Source organism: Pseudorhodobacter sp., assembly GCF_030452865.1.
Taxonomy (GTDB): domain Bacteria; phylum Pseudomonadota; class Alphaproteobacteria; order Rhodobacterales; family Rhodobacteraceae; genus Pseudorhodobacter.
Map to the genome: position 1 here is coordinate 1 of NZ_JAKDLJ010000347.1, position 3,892 is coordinate 3,892.

3 protein-coding genes are annotated in these 3,892 nt (G+C 58.2%); 1 reads left to right on the forward strand and 2 read right to left on the reverse strand.

From position 1 onward, the window contains the following. Window positions 1–1,641, reverse strand: a 1,641-nt coding sequence (phaC, locus tag L0H65_RS16005; RefSeq protein WP_301460124.1) for a class I poly(R)-hydroxyalkanoic acid synthase, incomplete at its 3' end; no start/stop codon positions are given. 104 nt (window positions 1,642–1,745) lie between these two features. Between phaC and phaZ the strand changes: the two genes are divergently transcribed. Beyond that, the gene (gene phaZ / locus L0H65_RS16010; protein WP_301460126.1) at window positions 1,746–3,038 is read left to right on the forward strand and encodes a polyhydroxyalkanoate depolymerase; all 1,293 of its coding nucleotides are present in this window, start codon (window positions 1,746–1,748) and stop codon (window positions 3,036–3,038) included. A gap of 65 nt (window positions 3,039–3,103) precedes the next feature. On the opposite strand, the gene L0H65_RS16015 is transcribed toward phaZ, so the two are convergent. Then, window positions 3,104–3,814, reverse strand: a complete 711-nt coding sequence (locus L0H65_RS16015) for an alpha/beta fold hydrolase (protein WP_301460127.1) — start codon at window positions 3,812–3,814, stop codon at window positions 3,104–3,106. Window positions 3,815–3,892 lie beyond the last annotated feature (78 nt).

Sequence of the window (3,892 nt, forward strand, 5' to 3'; positions counted from 1 at the left end):
CGCCCCGGCCATGAAATCCTCGGGCGTGGTCATCGGGGCGGCGTTGACGTAATGGCCGTATTTCTGCTTGCTCGGCGGGTTGACGATCCCGGCAATATGGCCAGATTGCGCCATTATGAAGGTTTTGTCCGTTGACCCGAAACGCGCGATGCCGGCATAGCTGGATTTCCACGCCGCAATATGATCGGTCTCGCAAGCGATGGCGCAAACAGGGATCTTGATGTCCGACAGGCTGACAGGTTCGCCGAACACCGGGAACATACCCTTCGCCAGACCGTCATCCTGGCAAAGCCCGCGCAGATATTCGATTGCCATTTTGGCGGGCAGATTGGTGCCATCGCCGTTCCAGAACAGCAGATCGAAGGCAGGCGGTGCCTCCCCCATCATGTAGCTTTTGATTGCGGGCTGATAGATCAGGTCATTGGACCGCAGGAAGGAAAAAGTGCGCGACATGAAGGTCTTGTCCAGAATCCCGTCCGCCTGCACCTGTCGTTCGATCCCGTCGACAAAATCATTGTTGAGGAAAACACCGACCTCCCCCGGATCGGAAAAATCAGTCATCGTGGTGAAGAATGTCGCGGATTTTACGGTTTTGTCACCCGCCTTCGCCAGATGACCAAGCGTCAGCGACAGCGTTGTTCCCGCGATGCAATAGCCCACCGCGTTAAGTTGTTTGGTGCCGCAGATGCGCCGGACCTCGGCCATCGCGCGCAGATAGCCGTCGCGGATATAGTCATCAATCCCGACATCGGCGTAGGAGGCGTCCGGGTTGACCCAAGATACCACAAACAGTGTGAAGCCCTGATCGACGATCCACTTGATCAGGCTGTTTTGCGGCTTCAGGTCCAGAATGTAGAACTTGTTGATCCATGGCGGAAAAATCACCAGCGGGATGTCATGCACCGTGTCCGTGGTCGGCGCATATTGGATCAATTCCATCATCTTGTTGCGGTAGATCACCGAACCGGGCGTTGTGGCGATATTCTCACCGACGCGGAACGCTTGTTTGTCGGCCAGCGTGACCAGCAGGTCACCGCCATTGCTTTCAATATCGCGCACGAGGTTTTCGAGGCCCGCAACAAGGCTTTCACCATCGGTCGCCACGGCTTTTTCCAGCGCGTCCGGGTTGGTGCCAAGGAAATTCGTCGGTGACATCATGTCGACGATCTGGCGCGTGAAATACTCCACCCGCTTCTTGTCGCCCGGCTCCATCTGTTCCAAACCGTCAACCGAATTGGTGATCAGTTCCGCATTCAACATATATTGTTGCTTGAGATAGTTGAAAAACGGGTGTTCTTCCCACAGTGGGTTGGAAAAACGGCGGTCTTTCGGGGTTAGATCAGCGGGTGCCTTAATTTCGCCTTTAAGCAGGACATTCTGTGCATCAACATAATGTTTAAGAGTGCGGCCCCAATAATTGACCTGATTCTCAATGATCTTGGAGGGATTTTGCATCATCTCGGCAACATAGGCGGTCGCGGCCTTCATATAGACCTCCTGCCCCGGCCCCGACAGCGCCGGATCCGCCGACTTGCGTTGGGAAAGGGCGGAGGTCAATCGCTTCGTCAGATCATCAACCTTGGCCAGATTGGCGTTCAACCGTGCCAGCCTTGCATCAGCGTCATGTTCAGGAGTTGCCATTTTAAACTTTCCCCACTATCTTCGCTGCTATGCAGCATAACGCGCGTACGCCCGATTTCGGAGCGCGATCATTTCGCCGCAGCCGGAACGGCCTTGGAGATACGATGAAGTATATGATGACCTATGACCTAATGGAAAGTGTGCGCAACACGAATGAATGGTTGGGCGCGACGGCAAAGGCGATGGCGTCCTACCCGGCATTCGCACTTTCGCTGAACCCGATGATCCAGTTGACCGCCGCCTGGGGCGAGGTGACGGAGCGATCCTTTGGCCGGATGATCGAAAAGCCGGATTGGGCAGTCCGCTCTATCGTCGGCACCAAAGGCCAGGACCATCTGGTTGACATCATCAAGGTTGTGCAGCGCCCGTTCGGGGATCTGATCCATTTCTCGGTCCGCCGCCGCGCGCCAATGAAGCGCAAGGTTCTGCTGGTGGCGCCGATGTCGGGCCATTATGCGACGCTGCTGCGTTCTACCGTGAAAAGCCTGCTGATTGATTGTGAGGTCTATGTCACCGATTGGCACAACGCCCGTGACATTCCGGTCAGCGCAGGCAAATTCGATATTGAGGATTATACGCTCTACCTCGTTGATTTCATGCGTGAACTTGGCCCTGACACCCATGTGATCGCGATTTGCCAACCGGTCCCTCTGACCCTTGCCGCAACCGCCTATCTTGCCGCCGAAGACCCGGAGGCGCAACCGCGAAGCCTGACCCTGATCGGCGGCCCGGTCGATCCGGACGCCGCTGCAACGGATGTGACGGACTTTGGCCGCCGCGTGCTGATGGGACAGTTGGAACAGTCCGCGATTCAGCAGGTCGGCTTCATGTACAAAGGCGCGGGGCGGCAGGTCTATCCCGGCCTGTTGCAATTGCAAAGTTTCATTTCGATGAACGCCGAGCGTCACAGCAAGGCATTTTCCGATCAGATCATGCGCGTCGCGCGGGGCGAGGCATCGGATTACGACGCCCATAACCGCTTTTACGATGAATATCTGGCCGTGATGGACATGACCGCAGAGTTTTATCTGTCGACGGTGGAACGGATTTTCAAGAACGGTGAGATTGCGAAGAATGAATTCACCGTCGGGGGCAAGCGCGTCGATATTGGCGCGATCACCCGAGTCGCGGTGATGACGGTGGAAGGCGCGAACGACGACATTTCCGCCCCCGGCCAATGCATCGCGGCACTGAGTCTGTGCACCGGATTGCCGGACAGCAAGAAGGCGAGCCATCTGGAGCCGGGAGCAGGCCACTACGGCATCTTTGCGGGCAAAAGCTGGCGTTTGAACATTCGCCCGCTGGTGCTGGATTTCATCGACGCGAACGCCGAGGCAGCGGGCGCAGATTCCGGGGCGGAGATCACTCCGATCGGCGCAGCAAAAGCCGCATCCTGAACGCTGCACGGTTAAAGAGAAAAGGCCCCCGGTTTCGGGGGCTTTTTCGTGACTGTTGTAACGATTCAGCTCAAGACCAATGGGCCGTCAAAAAACATCGCCAGCGCCCGCGTCACGGCGTCCGGTTGCTCCAATGGCAGTAAATGCCCTGCGTTTTCAATGATCTGCACACGCGCCGACGGCATCAACTCCGCCATGAAGGCCTGACGGCGCAGCGGTACAAGGCTGTCTTTTGCCCCGGCGAGCACCAGCGCCGGTATCTGCGCCCGGCGCAGGGTTTTTTGCTGATCGCGACGGCGTTGCAATGCGCGGGATTGGGCGACAAACACATCCGGCCCCAAGGCAAAAGCCATATCTTCAACCAACGTCATGATTTCGTCGGCCCGGTCCGAGTCGGCCAGGGCGCGGCTTGGCATGTCTTCGGCCATCGCCTGCGAAAGCCTGCCGGTGCGCGCAAGAATCATCCGCTTTTCACGGGCAGCGGCGGCATCGGGGCTTTCGCCCAGCGGATCGGCGGAGAGCAGCGCCACCCGCGACACCCGCGCCATATCCCGCCGCATCAGATCCAATGCGACATGCGCGCCAAGGCCAAGCCCGGCAAGTGCAAAGCGCGCAGGCGCGGAGGCGAGGACATGGGCCGAAATCTCCTCAATCGTGGCACCGGGATGCGGCAGCGCCACCATCACCGCCCGGCTGCGTGACAGGTCAATGATCTGCGCGCCGAACAGTCGCGCGTCTGACATCAGGCCGGGAATCAGGATCAGCGGGTCGTTCATGCCCACCCCCTACGCATCCGCACGCGCCAACATCTCCGCCAGTGTCGAGGTAAGCAGATCATGGCAATCCGGTGTCGC

Excerpts from the sequence above, each read along its gene's own strand:
- phaZ (WP_301460126.1), top strand. The coding sequence starts at position 1,746 with ATGAAGTATATGATGACCTATGACCTAATGGAAAGTGTGCGCAACACG.
- L0H65_RS16015 (WP_301460127.1), bottom strand. The coding sequence starts at position 3,814 with ATGAACGACCCGCTGATCCTGATTCCCGGCCTGATGTCAGACGCGCGA.